The 18814-nt window shown below is 37.1% G+C and carries 16 protein-coding genes; 7 read left to right on the forward strand and 9 right to left on the reverse strand.

Features of this window, described 5'->3' with window-relative positions; all coding sequences use genetic code 11:
• Positions 1 to 14 precede the first annotated feature (14 nt).
• On the forward strand, positions 15 to 758 hold the full coding sequence (locus tag FJG96_RS04420) for a TlyA family RNA methyltransferase (protein ID WP_139412915.1): 744 nt from the start codon (positions 15 to 17) through the stop codon (positions 756 to 758).
• Complete coding sequence (locus FJG96_RS04425; protein ID WP_139412916.1) at positions 755 to 2008, forward strand: class I SAM-dependent RNA methyltransferase; 1254 nt, start codon at positions 755 to 757, stop codon at positions 2006 to 2008. The genes FJG96_RS04420 and FJG96_RS04425 overlap by 4 nt, the downstream gene beginning before the upstream one ends.
• A gap of 545 nt (positions 2009 to 2553) precedes the next feature.
• On the opposite strand, the gene tldD is transcribed toward FJG96_RS04425, so the two are convergent.
• The gene (gene tldD, locus FJG96_RS04430; protein WP_139412917.1) at positions 2554 to 3975 is read right to left on the reverse strand and encodes a metalloprotease TldD; all 1422 of its coding nucleotides are present in this window, start codon (positions 3973 to 3975) and stop codon (positions 2554 to 2556) included.
• Positions 3976 to 4085: 110 nt separating this feature from the next.
• Positions 4086 to 4625 (reverse strand): invasion associated locus B family protein, encoded by a 540-nt coding sequence (locus FJG96_RS04435; protein ID WP_139412918.1) that lies wholly within the window; start codon positions 4623 to 4625, stop codon positions 4086 to 4088.
• A 448-nt stretch (positions 4626 to 5073) separates the two neighbouring features.
• Between FJG96_RS04435 and cyoE the strand changes: the two genes are divergently transcribed.
• The 4 genes from cyoE to rnhA all read left to right on the forward strand — a co-directional run bounded on the left by cyoE (position 5074) and on the right by rnhA (position 8669).
• Positions 5074 to 6009, forward strand: coding sequence for a heme o synthase (gene cyoE, locus FJG96_RS04440; protein WP_139412919.1), 936 nt, complete (start codon positions 5074 to 5076; stop codon positions 6007 to 6009).
• A gap of 172 nt (positions 6010 to 6181) precedes the next feature.
• On the forward strand, positions 6182 to 7237 hold the full coding sequence (gene ispH / locus FJG96_RS04445; protein WP_139412920.1) for a 4-hydroxy-3-methylbut-2-enyl diphosphate reductase: 1056 nt from the start codon (positions 6182 to 6184) through the stop codon (positions 7235 to 7237).
• Positions 7237 to 8196 carry a homoserine kinase gene (locus tag FJG96_RS04450; protein WP_139412921.1) on the forward strand — a complete coding sequence of 320 codons (960 nt, stop codon included), beginning with the start codon at positions 7237 to 7239 and terminating at the stop codon, positions 8194 to 8196. Before ispH ends, FJG96_RS04450 begins: the two co-directional genes overlap by 1 nt.
• Before the next feature lie 5 nt (positions 8197 to 8201).
• On the forward strand, positions 8202 to 8669 hold the full coding sequence (rnhA, locus tag FJG96_RS04455) for a ribonuclease HI (RefSeq protein WP_139412922.1): 468 nt from the start codon (positions 8202 to 8204) through the stop codon (positions 8667 to 8669).
• Between the two features lie 28 nt (positions 8670 to 8697).
• On the opposite strand, the gene FJG96_RS04460 is transcribed toward rnhA, so the two are convergent.
• Positions 8698 to 9576 (reverse strand): protein-disulfide reductase DsbD domain-containing protein, encoded by an 879-nt coding sequence (locus tag FJG96_RS04460; RefSeq protein ID WP_139412923.1) that lies wholly within the window; start codon positions 9574 to 9576, stop codon positions 8698 to 8700.
• Positions 9577 to 9647: 71 nt separating this feature from the next.
• Here FJG96_RS04460 and FJG96_RS04465 point away from each other — a divergent pair, with 71 nt between their 5' ends.
• The gene (locus tag FJG96_RS04465; protein ID WP_139412924.1) at positions 9648 to 10232 is read left to right on the forward strand and encodes a YqgE/AlgH family protein; all 585 of its coding nucleotides are present in this window, start codon (positions 9648 to 9650) and stop codon (positions 10230 to 10232) included.
• A gap of 404 nt (positions 10233 to 10636) precedes the next feature.
• Here the strand turns inward: FJG96_RS04465 and FJG96_RS04470 are convergent, their stop codons facing one another.
• The 6 genes from FJG96_RS04470 to FJG96_RS04495 form a co-directional block, all read right to left on the reverse strand.
• Entirely contained in the window at positions 10637 to 13522 is a 2886-nt protein-coding gene (locus FJG96_RS04470; RefSeq protein WP_139412925.1) for an EAL domain-containing protein, read from the reverse strand.
• A gap of 404 nt (positions 13523 to 13926) precedes the next feature.
• Positions 13927 to 15201, reverse strand: coding sequence for a M16 family metallopeptidase (locus FJG96_RS04475; RefSeq protein WP_139412926.1), 1275 nt, complete (start codon positions 15199 to 15201; stop codon positions 13927 to 13929).
• 84 nt (positions 15202 to 15285) lie between these two features.
• Positions 15286 to 16683, reverse strand: a complete 1398-nt coding sequence (thrC, locus tag FJG96_RS04480) for a threonine synthase (RefSeq protein ID WP_139412927.1) — start codon at positions 16681 to 16683, stop codon at positions 15286 to 15288.
• Between the two features lie 646 nt (positions 16684 to 17329).
• Entirely contained in the window at positions 17330 to 17692 is a 363-nt protein-coding gene (locus FJG96_RS04485) for a hypothetical protein (RefSeq protein ID WP_139413613.1), read from the reverse strand.
• Positions 17693 to 17903: 211 nt separating this feature from the next.
• Positions 17904 to 18266 carry a hypothetical protein gene (locus FJG96_RS04490; RefSeq protein WP_139412928.1) on the reverse strand — a complete coding sequence of 121 codons (363 nt, stop codon included), beginning with the start codon at positions 18264 to 18266 and terminating at the stop codon, positions 17904 to 17906.
• Positions 18267 to 18432: 166 nt separating this feature from the next.
• Complete coding sequence (locus FJG96_RS04495; protein ID WP_139412929.1) at positions 18433 to 18789, reverse strand: hypothetical protein; 357 nt, start codon at positions 18787 to 18789, stop codon at positions 18433 to 18435.
• Positions 18790 to 18814: the final 25 nt, after the last annotated feature.

Consider the following 18814-nt stretch of genomic DNA (forward strand, 5'->3'; position numbering starts at 1 on the left):
AACTCGAGTATGAGATGGCTTTCAGAAAAAGGCTCGATATTCTTTTAGTTGAAAAAAACTTTTTTACGACACGTTCCCGCGCACGTGATGCTATTATGCGCCAAACTGTTAAAGTTAATGGTGAAACCGTTTTTAAAGCGGGGCAAACCTTTTTTGACAATGTAGAGATTGTCGTTTGTGATCCAGCGCAGAATTATGTTTCACGGGCAGCATTGAAATTGATTGCTGCACTTGATGCATTTCCGATTATAACGGATAAAGTAACGGCCATTGATGTTGGTGCGTCGACAGGTGGTTTTACACAAGTTCTCTTAGAACGTGGAGCAGCACATGTCATTGCTGTTGAGGTTGGGCATCATCAATTTGATAAACGTTTATTGGGCAATAGTGCTATAACCTTATTAGAAGGCTTAAATGTGAGGGATTTTCAACAGGAACATTTAGGTGGGCGGGAAATTGATCTTATTGTTTCAGATGTTAGTTTTATTTCTCTCAAACTTGCATTGCCTCCTGTTTTGTCTTTAGCTAAAAAGGGATCCCAAGCTGTTTTACTGGTAAAGCCTCAGTTTGAGGTTGGTCGTAAGCACCTTGGTAAGGGAGGAATATTAGATCCATTAAGGGCTAAAGAAACCGCTGAAGAGCTTTTTGTCTGGTTAAATACTCAAACAGGGTGGCGTGCAAAAGATTTACTCTCCTCCCCCATTACAGGGGGTGATGGCAATGTGGAATATTTACTATTTGGAGAAAAGCGACAGTGAGTGACAATGTCATAATCGAGCATATTGGAGCAAATGGTTATGGTGTTGCTAAGATGCCGTACGGCTCTGTTTATGTTCCTTTTACTTTGCCAAGAGAGTGTGCAGAAATTATTGTTCATGGAAAATATGCGACATGTATAGCATTAAAACAAAAATCACCAGAACACATTGATGCTCTTTGTCAGCATTTTGGAGAATGCGGAGGCTGTACTCTTCAACATTGGCGTGCTGATGCTTATCGTGTATGGAAACGACAATTGGTTGTTGATGCGCTTAAAAACTATGGAATTAAGAGCGTTGTTGCGCCTTTAATAGAATGTAAACCCTATAGCCGACGGCGGATAACTCTAACAGCATTCATGACTCCACAGGGTCAAAAAGTTGGTTTTAACCGTTATCTTTCTCATGAGATCGTGGCTATTGAGGAATGTCCGGTAAGCTGCCCAGAGCTTATTTCTCAGTTGCGTAATATCAGAGAGCTCTGTGCTTTTCTAAGCAGCTCTGTCAAACGGTTTCATGTTACGATAACACGCGTTGAAAATGGCTTAGATGTTGCTTTAAGCGGTTGCATTATACACCATGAATCATTTCGCCAGAAAATGATCAGTGCAGCTCTTTCTTATGGGATTACACGTTTATCTGTTGACGGTGAAGTTTTGATTGAACGAGAAAAACCAGAGATTTACTTTGGAGATGTCCGTGTTGAATTTCCTTCTGGTGGTTTTCTTCAAGCAACCGTTGAGGCTGAAAATATAATGGGCAATATTATTTTGACTCATTTAAAAAAAATGAAGAATGCTCTTGATTTGTTTTCAGGGGTAGGAACATTTACCTTGCGTATGGCAAAAAAGATGAATGTTCATGCAATAGAAAATGATGAGAGTGCGTTAGAAAATTTAAGTTCAGCAGCACGTTTTTCAACAGGTTTAAAAACAGTCACTTGTGAAAGACGCGATCTTTTCCGCCATCCACTTTCTGTAAAGGAACTTGAGTGTTTTGAGAGTGTTGTTTTTGATCCTCCTCGTGCGGGTGCAGAGGAACAAGTCCGTGAACTGGCGAAGGCAACAATACCCCGCGTTGTGGCAATTTCGTGTAATCCAGCTACATTTGCGCGTGATTTATCTCTTCTTGTTGCTGGGGGGTATACGATAGAAAAAATCACACCCATTGATCAATTTTTGTGGTCACCCCACGTTGAAATTGTTGCTGTTTTGAGCAAAAAGAAAAAGAAGAAGGGCTGGAAGCTTTAGCCTGAATTTTTTTTAACGCCATGAAGATTTTAAAAAATTTACTTGCGTATTATTATAAAAATCTCTTCAAAATTTATCTACAATAATAATCTTTTTCTCATTGAATTAAGAGCATTGAATATAGGAAGCTTTCTTATTTGAGACTTTTTGATTATGAAATATAAAAGACAGTGCTACTCCACACAAAAAACGAACATATTATGAAAAAGGTATGTTTGAGAGGATATCTGAACAAGCCAGCAGCACCGTTATGTTGACTATCTCCCAATGACATGACAGTCTTTGGCATTTGAGACGGTTCATGAGAGGTATGCCTTTCTTGTATAATTTTACTCCACACGGATCTTGTAGTATACAAATCAATGTTTTTTATTGATTCAACATACACAGATTAAAAATAAGAGAATACGGTATAAAGGTTCTCATTCAAGTTGAATGAGTTGGATTATCTTTAAAATCAATGCATTGCATACAAAAAATATCCTTCCTCATAAACCGTTTGAATAGACGGGAAGGGGGGTAATATTGGGCAGAAATGAGCAAACTTATTCTTTAAGCGCAGTTCCACCGATTGTCATATTATTGATTCGCAGATGAGGCTGTCCAACACCAACAGGAACATTTTGCCCTGCTTTTCCGCACATACCAATACCATTATCCAGTTTACTATCATTTCCAATCATAGTGATACGTTTCATAGCATCTGGTCCATTTCCAATAAGAGTTGCGCCTTTAATGGGGGCAGCAATTTTACCATTTTCTACTCGGTATGCTTCAGTACATTCAAAGACGAATTTGCCAGAAGTAATATCCACTTGTCCTCCCCCAAATGAAACAGCATAGATACCACTTTTAAGGGAAGAAATGATTTCTTCAGGTGTTTTGTCCCCTCCTAGCATGATTGTATTGGTCATTCGTGGCATTGGGGCATAAGCATAGGATTCGCGCCGTCCATTTCCAGTTGATTTACTCCCCATAAGTCGTGCATTAAGCCTATCTTGCATAAAACCAACGAGTTTTCCATCTTCAATGAGAACGTTATATCCTGAAGGGGTTCCCTCATCATCGATAGTCAGAGAACCACGGCAATGAGGAATTGTTCCATCATCAACAACTGTCACACCTTTTGCGGCAACTTGTTGTCCTAAAAGTCCAGCAAAAGCAGATGTTTTTTTGCGGTTAAAGTCACCTTCTAAACCGTGACCTACGGCTTCATGAAGCATAACACCAGGCCATCCATTGGCTAAGACAACATCAAATGTTCCTGCAGGTGCTGCTTCTGCTTCTAAATTTGTTAAAGCCATACGTAAGGCTTCGTCTGCGGCTTTTTTCCAATTGTCTTCACAAATAAATTGTTCAAATGCTTGTCGCCCCCCACATCCATAAAAACCATTTTCACGTCGATTGCCTTCAGCCGCAACCACAGATATAGAAAGCCGTACAAGAGGACGAATATCGCGAACCAAATATCCATCTGCACGTAAAATTTCGACATGTTGTAGTGAGCCAGAAAGAGCAACAGTCACTTGATGCAATTTATCATTTTTTGCTCGTAAATAAGCATCAATTTTTTGCAAAAGAGCACTTTTTTCTTCAAATGACGGAGCATCAAGGGGATTATGCGGTTGATAAAGTCTCTTATTTGTTTGCTGAGGGGCTATGCTATAAGGTCCGGCGTGATTATTGTAGGTAACAGCTTTAGCAGCTTCACAAGCACGTTTGAGGGCAGCAGCTGATAATTCACTAGAATGTGCATATCCAGTTGCTTCTCCAGCAACGACACGCAAACCAAACCCCATATCTTGGTGGAAAGAGCCATTTTTAAGCTGTCCATTATCAAATAAAAGGGCTTCGCTTTCTTTATACTCGAGATAAAGTTCGCCATCATCAGCATCATGAAGCGTTTCCTGTACAAGCGATTGCACTTTAGAGGAAGCAATATCAAAATGATCAATCAGCGATTTCATAAGAATTATCCTATTTTTATTGGGAGGTTAGAAGATTTTTATTGATCTAATTTAAGATGTTCTCAAAATAGATGAGGGGATTTTAATCATCCCATGGGCATTGATTTCATTCATGTGGGTAAAGTTGCATAAGCATCGCCAAGACCATGTAGGTCAACGAGACCTCCAATTCCTTGCTCAGGGGTTGTAAAGATAAAATAGGTTGCCATTTTTCCTTTTAAAAAGAGTTGTAATATATCGTCTTTAAGAAAAGCTTCAGCAACACAATTATCACCAAGACAACGACGATATTCCATTCGGCCCATATTTTTACCGTCAATTTTAATTCCAACGCCAGGACGTAACTCAACGCGAATCGGAACAAAAACACGCATTAAAGCACCTTGCTTTTGGGGAAGTTTATAAAATGTAACGCGCAAGGTAATATCATGACGACCTTGTGTATGAACGTTTTGTACGACTTCACACTGCATATTAGGTGTCCCTGGGGGGAGAGTACAAACCTTTGTCCAGGCACCATAGGTCTGTGGAGCGGGAACATTTTGCGCATAGGGCGTTTGTGCAAAAGCATGATTGATCAAACTACTAAAAAGTGTGTGAAGAACAGCACCAATAAAAAAAGCTTTTTTGAGTAATTTATAAAATATCACAGAAAATCCTATCCGATTCAATATATACACAATCATGCATAGATTTGCATAAAATTCGCATAAAAAATGAATTCCCCACGTAAAACCTATAACACAAAACCAATATTTACCAAATATAGTCATCTCTATGCAAAAAATAAAGGAAAATGAACAGAAAGAGCATTTTATAGGAGATAAATTTTCAGCATGGCTTTATGATGTTTGGTAGGATACATTTTTATGATAAATTTGTAATGTAAGAGAAAATGTTGATTGAAAAAATGTATTTTTGTTGCAAATATCTCTATCTATTTTTAGGGGATGCGTACAAGAAGGGTATGCCATATTTTCTTTTCTCAAAAATACAATTGGTTTTAATGGGGCATTCTCATACGCTAGAGAGTAAGATAGTATTTGCCAAATAATATTTGTTTGTGAATGACAGAAATGGAAAAGGATTTTGAGTGGAATGTCTGTTTCAGGAGAGTTATCGGTTGCGAATGGTAAATCAATGCCACCAAAGTCCAGTATCGGTGATTATATCACATTATTAAAGCCACGTGTTATGTCACTTGTGGTTTTTACAGCGCTGGTTGGTTTAATGGTATCTCCTGTCCCCATCAATCCGTGGTATGGTTTTTTAGCAATTTTATGTATTGCTGCTGGTGGCGGTGGTGCGGGAGCACTGAATATGTGGTATGATGCTGACATTGATGCCGTGATGGAACGGACCAAAAAGCGTCCCATTCCTATGGGTAAAATCAGCTCTCAAAAGGCATTTATTTTTGGCATGGCTTTGTCTCTGCTTTCGGTATTGATTATGGGGAGCTTCATTAATTGGTTTTCGGCATTTTTTCTTGCGTTTACAATTTTCTTTTATGTTGTTATCTATACAATTTGGTTAAAGCGTATCACACCACAAAATATTGTTATTGGTGGTGCTTCTGGGGCTTTCCCACCAATGATTGGATGGGCTGCAACAACTGGGACAGTGAGTTTTGATAGCTTTTTATTATTTTTAATCATTTTTATGTGGACCCCCCCTCATTTTTGGGCTCTTTCTCTCTTTTCCTCTCTTGATTATGAGGCTGCCGGCATTCCGATGATGCCCAATGTACGAGGTGAATATTCAACAAAAAAACAGATCTTATTTTATACTATTTTGATGGTACTATGCGCTGCTGCTCCTTGTTTTACTGGTCTTGGTGGAATTTTTTATGGTATCTTTTCGACAATTTTAGGCATTATTTTTATTTATTATGCCTATCGTTTATGGAAAGCTGATACCCATGATGAAACTGTTTTGATGGCCAAAAAAACGTTTTTCTTTTCGTTACTTTATTTGGCAGCGATCTTTGGAGCTCTTTTAATTGAATCTCTTGTTTGGTATTTTATTGACCTTTAGACAAATAAAATGAAAAAGTGAATTTCAAAAAGTTTTTCTGTAAGAAAACACTATTAGAGTGTGTTCTTATGCAAAAGGTGATATTGCACGTTTTTTTTACATTGCTTATTCAGGTACAATGTTAGCTTGTCTAAATATGAGACTAAAGCTATAAAGATTATAAGGATGATTTATGTCTGGGCTTCCCCCTTTAACGATACGTCTTTGTGGTCCACGTGGATTTTGTGCAGGGGTTGATCGTGCTATCCAGATAGTTCTGCTTGCATTAAAAAAATATAGTGCTCCCGTATATGTTCGTCATGAAATTGTACACAACCGCTACGTGGTTGAGGGATTACAGCAAAGGGGCGCTGTTTTTGTTGAAGAGCTTGGTGAGATTCCAGAAGAACATCGTGGTCAACCGGTTGTTTTTTCTGCCCATGGTGTACCAAAATCTGTTTCAGAAGAGGCACAGCGTTATAATTTGTTTTATCTCGACGCAACATGTCCGTTAGTCTCGAAAGTTCATAAACAAGCGATACGCCATCAACGTCATGGTCGTCATGTTATATTGATTGGTCATGCGGGTCATCCTGAAGTTATAGGGACAATGGGACAACTTGAAGATGGGGCTGTGACGCTTATTGAAACGATAGAAGATGCCTTGCATTATCAACCAATTGATCCAGATAAATTAGGATTTGTTACACAAACAACGCTTTCTGTTGAAGATACAGCAGGAATTCTCGATGTATTACAACGACGTTTTCCTACATTAGCAGCCCCAGCGGCTGAGTCAATTTGCTATGCTACGACGAATCGACAAGATGCAGTTAAGGCAGCTGCAAAGGGGAGTGATTTGTTTTTGATTGTTGGAGCGCCAAATTCTTCTAATTCACGACGTTTGGTAGAGGTTGCCGAAAAGTCTGGTGCGCGGCAAGCTATTTTAGTTCAGCGTGCTGATGAAATTAATTTTGAAAATCTAAAATCTCTTTCTGTTGTCAGTCTTTCAGCAGGGGCTTCAGCTCCTGAAATTATTATTGATGAAATTATTTCAGCGTTTCGTGCGCGTTATGATGTGACAATAGAATTAGCTGAAACAGTGGTGGAAACGGAAAGATTTTTAGTGAGTCGTGAATTACGTGACGTCATTTTAACGCCTCAAGATATGGCATTTGTAAATGGTCAAACAAATAATGCAAAAAATGAAAATCAGAATACAGACATGTCTACAACGAAAGCAGAATAATGGCCGTTTATACAAATATTCATCCAAATGATTTAAAAGCGTTTTTAACCCGTTACGCAATAGGATCACTTTTGTCTTATCAAGGGATAGAGGAAGGGATTGAAAATTCTAATTTTATGCTGGAGACAACACAAGGGCGGTTTATTTTAACGCTTTATGAAAAGCGTATTTCAAAAGATGATTTACCTTTTTTTTGTCGTTTGATGCAGCATTTGGGGCAACGTGGAATTCCTTGTCCGCAACCGGTTTTTCAAAATGATGGCACGATGATCGGTAAACTAGCAGGACGTCCTGCTGCTATTATTACCTTTCTGGAAGGAGAGTGGATCCGACAGCCCGATATAGGTCATTGTGGCGAAGTCGGTATGGGATTAGCGCAATTGCATTTAGCTGGACAGGATTTTATATTCAGTCGTAAAAATACGCTTTCTATTATGGATTGGCAGGTATTATGGCAACGTTGTCAAATCGCAGAAGATGCATTGTTAAAAGAGTTTGGACAAAAAATTGAGTCGGAATTGGCTTTTTTACAGGAAAATTGGCCGTCCAATTTACCAACAGGCATTATTCATGCTGATTTATTTAATGATAACGTCTTTTTTGTTAATCATCGTCTTTCTGGTATAATAGATTTCTATTTTGCATGTAATGATTTTTTTTCTTATGATTTAGCGATTTGTTTAAATGCTTGGTGCTTTGAAGCTGATCATTCCTATAATCTTAGTAAAGCACGTAAATTATTGGAAAATTATCAAAAAATAAGACCCTTGATCCCTTTAGAATTGGACAAGATTGTTTTATTGACTCGCGGTGCGTCTTTACGTTTTTTACTCACACGTCTTTATGATTGGTTTAATACACCGCCTGATAGCTTTGTTATTAAAAAAGATCCATGGGAGTATTGGCACAAGCTTTGTTTTTTCAGTAACGTCAGCTCGCTAAATGAATTAGGTTTTTAAATTTTATGGCTCGTCAACAAAAAGTTGTTGAAATTTATACAGATGGTGCTTGCTCAGGAAACCCTGGAGTTGGTGGCTGGGGAGCAATTTTACGCTGGAATGGTCATGAACGTGAGCTTTATGGCGGTAAGGCTCATACAACGAACAATCAAATGGAACTGATGGCGGCAATTCGTGCATTAAAGGCGCTTAAAGAGCCTTGTTTGGTCGATCTTTATACGGACTCAGTTTATGTGCGTAACGGTATATCTAAATGGATTGAAGGTTGGAAAAAGAATAATTGGCGCACTGCATCAAAAAGTCCTGTGAAAAATATGGAGCTATGGCAAGCTCTTGAGGATGCTTGTTCTTGCCATACAGTCAGATGGCACTGGGTCAAAGGACATGCGGGCCATCCAGAGAATGAACGCGCTGATGCTCTTGCTCGCAAAGCAATTGAGCAATATCGGGAAAATGGGCGTTTTCCAACATAATGGCTGTTTGAGAATCTTTTCTCTTTTATCATGGGATAGCAAGAGGTGTTGACTGTGTATGGAATATAAATGTTCCACTTAAAGCGTGATCTTTAAAAGAGACTGTATAAAAAATTTTATGGTTGTTTTTTTCTGGTACGAAATAGAGTGGAGCGCTAAAGAGAGTATATTCTGCATTCTCACTGACTTTTTTTGCTGCTCCAATTTGCATTTCTCCTCCATCTAAAAAGAGAGAGTAAGGCTTTGTTTTATCGTTATTTTGTATTTTTATCAGGAGGGTATTATTATTTTTTTCGGCACTTATTTTTAGAGCATTTTGCGTCATACGCGGTAAAGAATCTTGGGCGTTTTTTAACAAGGAAATAGGCAGAGGTTTGTTTTTAAGAGTAGATGGCAAAAAATCAAAGTTAACAGTCAAAGGAAGGCAGATTTTATGGCATAATCCAAGAGTGAAAGAACCACTTAAATTTTTGCTGGAAGAAGATAGATGAAAAGGCAATATCACTTTATCTTTATAGCCTAATGACCAATCATTTTCTGTTTCAAAAAGCTGTGGAGTAGGATAAAAGATTTCATAAGAAACTTGTTGGTTGAAATTAAAAAAGGGTGCCATTCCTGAATTACCTGGGTTCCGCCAGTACGTTTTCCAGCTTGGTTTAAGCACAATTTCAATAAAGCCTTCTCTCATTCCAGAAAGAGAAGGTTCAGTGATTGCTAATCGGATACGACCACCCTCTGATTCATACCAAGAGGTTGAGAAAAGCTGGAGTTTTTGTTCTGTTTGAGCATTTACAGGAATGTTAAGTAATTCTAAAACTATCAATGTTAAGCTTAAAGTAACGAAAAGCTTTTTATAAAAGAAAGCTGGGATATTTTGTAAATTTGTAAATATGTGACTTTTTTTCATTGGAGTTTTATTTTCCTAGTGTACTAAATAGACGAACTTTTATCATGTAAATTATGGAGAATAACAGATTAATGAAGCAGTGTAATGGCTTTTTGGGTGGACAATTACTCATAGCAATGCCTGGGATGAATGACAAACGCTTTATTCGTTCTGTTATTTATATTTGCGCGCATTCTGATGCTGGTGCGATGGGCATTATTCTCAATCAATTACATCATATTGATTTTCCAGAGCTTTTGCTTCACCTTGGTGTAATAGACAGTGGCCAAAAAAAACAGCTTTCTGAACCAATAAAACAGTTTCCAGTTCGCTATGGTGGTCCTGTTGATCCTTCGCGTGGTTTTGTCCTTCATTCAGATGATTATGCTTGTGAAGAAACTGTTTTTATTGCAGATAAGGTCTGTTTTACGGCGACAATTGATATACTAAAAGCGATCAGTTGTGAACAAGGTCCACAACATGCATTGGTAGCATTAGGTTATGCTGGATGGAAAGCAGGGCAACTTGAGGCAGAAATTTCTACAAACGGTTGGTTAATCAGTTCGACATCACCGAGTTTTCTTTTTGAAAGTGATTTAAGTTGCAAGTATGATAAAAGTTTAACACGCATGGGGATTGATCCAATCTATCTTGCTTCTGAAATGGGACACGCGTAGAGTTTTTTTAAAGTTTTTAACTTTACACATTGTTCTATCCTTTATGTTTTTATTTTAAGAAAACATCCCTCAGGCTTCCCAAGCCTATTTCGCGATAGCGTTTGTAAGTGGTCTTACGGTAATCCACAGAGCCTCCATCTTTACGCTTCTAAGGTAATAAGCCGGGCATCATCGTTATATTTTGTCAACTCCCAATGGTGCGACAGCGCTTAGCACTTCAGATGATTCATGAAAAGGTATTTTCCTCCTTTTTAAATAGTTTTTTCCACTTAAGCTTTTCCTACTTGTGATGTGAAAGCGAATGGTTTTGATTGATTCAACATGAGAGAAATCTTGAAATAAAAGAATCTTATGGGTCTCAGAGTTTTAATTCAAGTTGAATAACGCTAACTTATTATTATAAATCAATATTTTGGCTTATAAGGGAAATGGCTTTGAACGAGAGTAATTAACTCTTCTATAGCAATTGGTTTTGTCACAAGTGTACTTTGAACATATTTACAGCCTTCTTGACGGAGAAAGATTGCTTCTTTTTCATTTTCAACACCTTCTGCGATAATTTGCAAGTTAAGATCTGTTGCCATATTAATGATAGACTTGAGAACGAGCTTCTTCTTGAGAGAATCGATAGAGATCAGTGAACGATCAAGTTTAACCATATCAAATGGATAACGCACAAGATAGGTCAGTGATGAATAACCTGTTCCAAAATTATCGAGTGCGAGGTTCATTCCAAGTGTTTTAATTTGTTCGAGAAAGTGTGCTGATTGTTCAGGATTGTTTCTTAAGACAAATTCCGATATTTCAATCATCAAGCGCCCTTTGTGGAGCGGATGGCGAAGCAGAGCGGCACGCAGTTGACTGATAAAACGCGGATGAATCATTTCTGCGCTTGGTAAATTAATTGAAATAAAGAAAGACTGCTGGGGAAATTTTTCTTCTACATTCATAAGATCGATAATGGCATTCTCGATGATAAATTGTGACAAATCCATAACGATTTGTTCATTTTCTACGATTTTTATGAAATCAGAGACATTTAATTTTCCATAAGTTGGGTGATGCCATTCCACAATTGTTTCAAAACCAATAATATGTCCGTCTGATAAATTAAGAATAGGATGATAGAGGATTTTCATCTCATGACGTTTTATGGCATAATGAATATCTTTTTCCAGAGTATTCTGTTCGAGACCCAAAGTGCGAAAATTAGGACGAAAAGGTTCAATATGGTTTCCCCCCATTTGTTTTGCACGAATCATCGCTAATTCACTATCATTAAAAATATCTTTAGCCGTTGATCGGCTTTCACTCCATGTAACCAATCCGATAGACGTTGAAAGAATTATTTTATTTTCCGAAAGTGAAATAGGTGCTGAAATTGTTTTGTGCAAATGATCCGCAAATGCTGCAATTTTTTGTGGTTCAGTTTCACTGAGTAAAATGATTGCAAAACGGTCTGCTGAAAGGCGCGATAAGGTATCTTGAAAGTTAATAAGACGATTTAAACGACGAGCGATTATAAGGAGTACAGTATCCCCAACGGCTATGCCTAACTTACGATTAATTTGGCGAAAATTATCAAAATCAATCATAAAGACGGTCGGTCTAATTTTAATATTTGCTTTCGCTAAAGAGGTATAATTTTGTAGTCTATCAAAGAAAATTTGTTGGTTAGGAAGGCCAGTTAAGCTGTCGTGGATTGCATCATGTAATAAGCGTTCTTCAGATTTTTTATGGTTCGTAATATTGACAATGGTTCCAATGACACGTGTGATTTTCCCATCTTTTTGCATTGCTGGACGTGCGCGAAGAGAAAACCAATGATAATAACCACCACCGGAAGAAAGCCGAAAAATTTGATCAATACGCCCTTTTTTATTTTTAAGAATGATATCCAATACGGCTTGGAAGCGTTCACGATCATCATAATGCAAGGCCGAAATCCAGTTACGCATCGTCCCATTGAGGTTGTGAATTTCAGTACCAAAAAGGGTCTTCATGTTTGGATGAACAACGATACGATCACGCTCAATATTCCAATCCCAAATAATATTTCCAGCTCCTTTTGCTGCGAGGACTTGTTGTTCAAGGTCGGAAAATATTCCTTCATGGAAAGCGTCATGAGAAAAAGTTTGTTGCAGGACAGTAAAGCTAATGAGAAGAACAATGAGCACTAATCCTCCCGCTAATGCTGGCTGGATAATATCATTGTTTAAATGTCCTGCTATGCAGGCATAGGCTCCCACACACCAAAAGCTAATAAGCAACCATGTTGGGATAAGCATAATGGCGCGGTCATAACTTCGGATTGAAAAATAGATGATGAACAGTATACCCAGTACAGCGGTAAGACCAAATGATAGACGGGCAATTCCTGCTGCTCTGATTGGATCATAAATAGCAAAGGCTCCCAAACTACAAAAGGCAATAATCCAAGCGATAGCACCATAACTAAAATGATAATGCCAGCGATTAAGATTGAGGTAGGTAAAAAGAAAAATGAAGAGTGTTGCAGCAAGGGCTACTTCTGTACCTGCACGCCAGATTGGTTGTGTTGTGAGTGTAACTGCAAAGAATTTATTTAAAAAGTTGAAATCGATACCAATATAAAAAAGTACAGCCCAAGCAACAGCAGCTGTTGCAGGAAACAGCCCTGTTCCACGGACAACGAAGAGAACAGTTAACAAAAGGGCTAAGAGACCTGATATTCCAAGAAGAATACCATGATAAAGCGTATAAGAATTAATGGCATCTTTATAAGCTTCAGGCTGCCATAAATAGATTTGTGGTAGGTTTGCAGAGTTAAGTTCTGCCACAAATGTAACAACAGCACCGGGATTGAGAGTAATATGAAAGATATCAGAGTTCGTACTCGGCTGACGATCGAGAGAAAAACCTTCACTTGGTGTTATAGACTGAATCCGTTCTGATCCAAGGTCTGGCCAAAAAAATCTAGAGTGCGCCATGCGATAATGGGGGGCAACGATGAGACGATCGACTTGTTCATCTGTAGGATTCGCAAGAGAAAAAACTGCCCAGTTTCCGGAAAATTTTTCACTTTTTGCCTGCACTTCAATACGCCATACAATACCATCTGGTCCTGGTGCTGTGCTTGTTTGAAAAATAGAATTGTTTGTATGATGAATTTCAATGGCTTTTGAGAGATCAAGAGCAGCATCCTGAGAAGAAATCTTAACGGGCTCAATAGCGTATGCTGATGTAAGATGGACAAAAGAACTAACGACGATAATGAAAATGATGTCAATTATTTTACGCAAACTCTTCACAATGTCCCACTCTCAATATTTTAGGATGTTTAATTTTCATTTAGATTTTTAAGAAAAAACGTCCACCTTTTACCATTTATTTACAGAATAAATTGTGATCACTTCCTCTTAAGTTATATGATTTTATATACAAACAGACCACATATCCATTTGCTTCCATAAAACTTGAAGCGGATGGAATTGTATATTTTAAAAGCGTAAAATTATATCATGAATTTCTAAATTTCATGAATATAAACTTTACTTACTAGAATCTCTATCACATGAAGGAGGAATTGGATAGTTTTGTACGCCTCTTTGCCCAATATTTCCAAAACTTATTTAATGAGAAGAGTTTCAGTGGTAAATTTTATGATAAAATATATTCATGCTCATTGTGATGCTTCTTTTTAAAAAGCAGTTTTTTACTTTAGCTTATATGAAAGAGTTGATGTTAAGTCATCAAAATTCATGAGGGGGCCTACAGGTCCGACAGCAGTGAGTGTGGGCGTGGAACTTGTAAAAAGGCGATGCGCTAAATCAGTTAATCTTGTAGGTGTGATGAGATTGAGGCGTTCAATTGTTTCCGATATTGGAATGGGGCGACCGTAAAGAAGTATTTGGCGAGCAATGAGATGCGCTTGACTAGAAGGATTTTCCTGTGACATTGTGAGATTAGCACGATATTGCGTTTGTGCTCGTTGGAGTTCATTGGCGTGAATGTTTTTGCTTGCTTTGGAAAGTTCATCAAGAATCACAGGCAGAAGCTCTTTGAGCCCTTCTTGTCCAGTTGCTGCATGAACACCAAAAAGCCCAGTGTCTGAAAACCCCCAATGAAAAGCATAAATAGAATAGCATAATCCACGTTTTTCTCTTACTTCTTGAAAAAGACGTGAGGACATCCCTCCACCAAGAATGATTGAAAGAATTTGGGTCGCATAAAAATCCCGCGCGTGATAAGCACGCCCTTCAAACCCTAGAACAACTTGTGTATCCATTAAATCACGATATTCACGAAAGTCGCCGCCGACATAATTTGCAAGATTAGGAAGAGAGGCGGTTGAATGGGAGCGAAAAGTGCCAAGACGACTTTCAACTTCTTTTATAAAGCTTTCGTGTTTTACGGCTCCTGCTGCAACGACAATCATACGATCTGCACTATATTGTTTATTGATGAAATCATGAAGATCAGCAGATGTAAATGATTGAAGAGTTTTAGCTGTTCCTAAAATAGAACGACCAAGGGATTGATGACGAAAGGCTGTTTCTGTAAAGTGATCAAAAACAATATCATCAGGCGTGTCATGGGCGGCACCAATTTCCTGAAAAATGACTTGTTTTTCTCGTTCTAGTTCATCTTCGTCAAATTTTGAGTGCATCAAAATATCGGCTAAAATATCGATAGCAAGTGGGATATCACTTTTAAGGACACGTGCAAAGTAAGCTGTTGTTTCAATACTGGTTGTGGCATTGATTTCACCCCCCACATCTTCAATATCGGTTGCAATTTGGAAAGCGCTACGGTTTTCGGTTCCTTTAAAAGCCATATGTTCAAGCAGATGGGCGATACCATGCTGTGTGAAGCTTTCATTGCGTGAGCCCACTTTAACCCATATTCCGAGTGCGACACTATCAATCTGTTGCATTGTATGTGTGGCGATCGTCAAACCATTACTAAGGCGACAGACTTCTACATCCATGTATTTACGACTCCATTAAACAAGCTAAAGACCTCATTGTTAAGGGTATTAGAATATTCTTGATTTAAATTAATGCAGCTAACTTTAATAAGATGCACGCGATTTTAAAGAAATATAATCTTTTACTATTTTTTCATCATTAGCAAGACTTATGAAGTGTTCTTCAGCTTCCATGACATCATTGAGATGAGGTGGCCATGGAGCATGAAGTCCACAAGCATTTTTAATCGTATCAGGAAATTTAGCAGGATGAGCCGTGGCAAGGACGATCATTGGAATATGTGGTTTTTTATTTTCGCGTGCTACTTTAAGGGCGACGGCTGTATGCGGATCGACAAGATAGCCACTTTCTTTATAGACACGATCAATTGTTTGTGCTGTTTCAGCCATGTTACTTTTTCCAGCGGAAAAGAGGGAACGAATATTTTTGAGTTGCTTTTCATCAAGAGTGAAAGATCCCGTTTTTTTCAAGTTTTCCATTGCATGGCGAACCCCCATTGGATCACGATTGCTGCTTTCAAAGAGTAAACGTTCAAAATTAGAAGAGACTTGAATATCCATAGAAGGTGATGTGGTATGGACGATTGGTTGTGTTTCGTAAGTCCCGCTGGTCAATGTACGTGCAAGGATGTCATTATCATTTGTTGCAATAACCAATTGAGCAATGGGTAATCCCATACGTGCAGCGACATAGCCTGCAAAAATATCACCGAAATTGCCAGTAGGAACAGTAAATGAAACAGCTCTATCAGGAGCACCTAAAGAAAGTGCTGATGAAAAATAGTAAACAACTTGCGCCATAATACGCGCCCAATTTATAGAATTAACACCTGAAAGGGCTCTTTTTTTACGAAAATGATGATCGTTAAACATTGCTTTGACAAGAGCTTGGCAATCATCAAAATTTCCTTCAATGGCAATGGCATGAACATTTGTACTTTGATTGGTTGTCATTTGCCGTTGTTGAACAGATGATACACGTCCTTTAGGAAATAAAACAAAAATATCTGAGTGTTTGTTTCCAGCAAAAGCTTGTATCGCAGCCCCTCCTGTATCACCCGATGTTGCAGCAATAATCGTTGCGCATCTATTTTTTTGAGTCAAAACATAATCCATCAGTCGGGAAAGAAATTGCATTGCCACATCTTTAAAAGCTAAAGTAGGCCCATGAAAGAGTTCAAGGATAAATTCATCTGTTCCAGTTTGTTGTAACGGACAGATTGCTGGATGATGAAAGGTTGCATAAGATTCAGCAATCATATTTTCAAAAGCTGTATACTCGATCTCATTATTTACAAAGGGCCACAGAACTGTTTTAGCAATTGTTGTATAAGACTGACCACGAAGTGCGCGTAACGCATCAAATGATAGTTGTGGAAATTTATCTGGAAGATAAAGTCCACCATCACTTGCCAGTCCTGTCATGATCGTTTCCGTAAAGCTTAAAGCAGGAGATTGTCCTCTCGTGCTGATATATTTCATAAGTTTTATCCTTTTTTTCTGGCAAATTGATGAAGTTATTTATTTCATGTTTTTCATAATATTTAAATTATTAAATGGATAGAAGCTTATTTTCTTCTTTTTGACTTAATAATAAAAGGAAAATGAAAGAAATAGTCTTAAACATTTTTATTTTTGAGATACAAAGATCAAGTGTTCACAGAAAACCTGTTACAGTCGAGAATTTTCTTTCTATGATTCATTCACTTAAATTTACAACGTATCTTTACTTATGTATCTTTTTGAATAATAAAATCAAAGAGATAGAATTGTATTTATTGAAGAACTTTTTTTATAAAACTCAATCGTTCAGAGCTATTTTATGCTCTTTTACTTTGTAACAATTAAATTCGCTAAAATGAATGTTGAAATGAAACATCTTGAAATTCATACTGGAAAATTTATAAGGTAATTTTATGGCATTTCATGCACAAATGTATATTTTGAATAATCTCTGTTGAGCTTAATTTATCAGCTTATATATGAATTAAATATTATATTTGTACTATACAGTATGGTAACCTAAGGTTTATCCATAAAAAAGCATAAAAATAGCCTGCCAAATGATGAAAAGCAGGCTGTAAAATATTTTTATTTTAAATAGAAAAAATAATTGAATATCTTTAAATTATTTGCCTTTAATTTTTCCGATTGCCCATCCGATTATTCCGCTAAATATAGCCATCACAGTTCCTGTCAAGAATCCAAAACCCAAAGCGCCTACTGTAGAAAAAACACCTAGAGTAATGGGTTCAAACACTTTCTCAACTTTTCCTTCAATGACAGATTCACTTTTTACGCCATAAGTGAAATTTGGGACATAGAAAGCAGCGATATTGATAGCTTCTTTCTTTTCTTGTTCCATGAGGGAAACAGCTTCCCACGAAGCATCATTTTTCAAATGGTTGGCATGAACATTTATAACTTGTGAAAGTAAAAAAGCAGCCACTATAAAAATATTTAATACATAACTTTTCAATACTTGAATCATCATTTATCACCAATACTTTTACTCTTATTTAATCCTAATTGAATAGATGCATTGATAGAATGAGTGTACATTAAGAGAAACAGAAGCATTTAAATTTTTTCATTCTTAATGGAATAATTTATTATTTTTATCATCAATAATGGATAAAAACAGCGTGCATCTATAGTTTATGTTTCATACGAGAAGATTTTATTCTGATGAAACTTTAATTTTAACGAGATTTAAAATACAATATTATTTTGCTTACTAACCATCCTAAAAGCATGCCTACCGTACTTGATGCATATCCAATTGCCATCCCAATACCAAAAGTCCCCAGTGTAAGAGGTTCAACGACCTTTTCAAATTTTCCCTCAATGGTCGTTTCATTTCCCACATCATGATTTAGATTGAGTGTATAGAGAGAAATAGGATGGATGACATCTTTTCTTTTCTGTTCTATCGCAGAAACAAAAGTATTCTCAAGATGAGTACTCTTTTGCAAATATTTTGCATGTACACTTGCAACCTGTGAAAGAGAAAAGGCAAACATCATGAAAATAATTAATATATGACTTTTAAACAATTTAATCATATTTTACCTCAAATACTTTATATATGCGTACATTCATAATTTGGATATTTGGATATAATCTACAGCATTTATATTTTTAGTAAGATGAGCTTCATTATGTAATGACTTACACAAAATCAATAATACATAATGAAGCAAGTATTCTAGTGTTATACAATATATTGAATTATTTGAACATTAACACGATGTCCTTTATCCAACCTATGATCGAACCTATAAAACTTATTGCATATCCAGTAAGCAATAGTCCCATTCCTACAGTCATGGGTTCAAGAACCTTTTCAACTTTTCCTTCAAAGGTTGTTCCATTTTCTGTTTGATAATTTACAGATGGAGCATAAAAGGCAGTTGTAAAAACTTCTTCAGATTTTGCATATTTTATTTGTTGCTTCAGAGGAATAGACAATTCCTCTTTTGGAGGAGTGTTTTCCAAATAGTTTGCATTAACATTTACGGTTTGTGAAAGAAAAAAAGTGCTCGCTATAAAAACACTTAAGACATAATTTTTAAATATTTTTACCATAACTTTACCTCAAATATTTTTAAAT

This window comes from Bartonella mastomydis, assembly GCF_900185775.1.
Lineage (GTDB): Bacteria > Pseudomonadota > Alphaproteobacteria > Rhizobiales > Rhizobiaceae > Bartonella > Bartonella elizabethae.